This is a genomic window from Paenalcaligenes sp. Me52 (assembly GCF_050487965.1).
Taxonomy (GTDB): Bacteria; Pseudomonadota; Gammaproteobacteria; order Burkholderiales; family Burkholderiaceae_B; genus Paenalcaligenes.
The window spans coordinates 1-676 of record NZ_JBKQFO010000022.1 but is presented as its reverse complement, the minus strand read 5'-3'; the positions used below and the strand labels follow the sequence as shown (position 1 = coordinate 676).

Annotated in this window: 1 protein-coding gene and 1 pseudogene; both read left to right on the top strand. The window is 51.5% G+C overall.

Going from position 1 to position 676, the window contains the following annotated elements:
• A pseudogene (gene ygjJ, locus ACLO87_RS16745) lies at positions 1-332 on the top strand (protein YgjJ); the annotation flags it as partial.
• 16 nt (positions 333-348) lie between these two features.
• Positions 349-676, top strand: a 328-nt coding sequence (locus ACLO87_RS16740; RefSeq protein WP_430224336.1) for a hypothetical protein, incomplete at its 3' end; no start/stop codon positions are given.

Below are 676 nucleotides of genomic sequence, written 5' to 3'. Positions count from 1 at the left end.
TCACGGGCCTGCTAACTCCTAACTTTGCCGCTCGCGCCTGGCACCATACCGGACGCGCCGACGGGCTGGACGTACCGGGAAGTGAAAGTGGGATGATGGTGAGCGCCATGTATGAAGCGTTAAAGGGCGTTTATCTCTCCACCGCTTACACCTACGCCAAACATCGCCCTGACCACGCTGACGATGAAACCACCTCTTTCATGCAGTTTGGTATCTGGTACGAATACGGCGGCGGACGTTTCGTCACGGCTTTTGATAGCCGCTTCTACATGAAAAATGCCTCTCACGATCCCAGCGACCAAATCTTCCTGATGCAATATTTCTACTGGTAATAAGGACTGTAATTTCATGAAAATAAAAACTATTTTAACGCCAGTAACCTGCGCTCTGCTGATAAGTTTTTCCGCCCATGCCGATAACGCCGACAATTATAAAAACGTGATTAACCGTACTGGCGCGCCGCAGTACATGAAGGATTACGATTACGACGATCACCAGCGTTTTAATCCGTTTTTCGATCTCGGAGCCTGGCATGGTCATCTGTTGCCAGACGGCCCTAACACCATGGGCGGCTTTCCGGGCGTTGCGCTGCTGACGGAAGAGTACATCAACTTTATGGCCAGCAATTTCGACCGCCTGACCGTCTGGCAGGACGGCAAGAAAGTCGACTTTACGC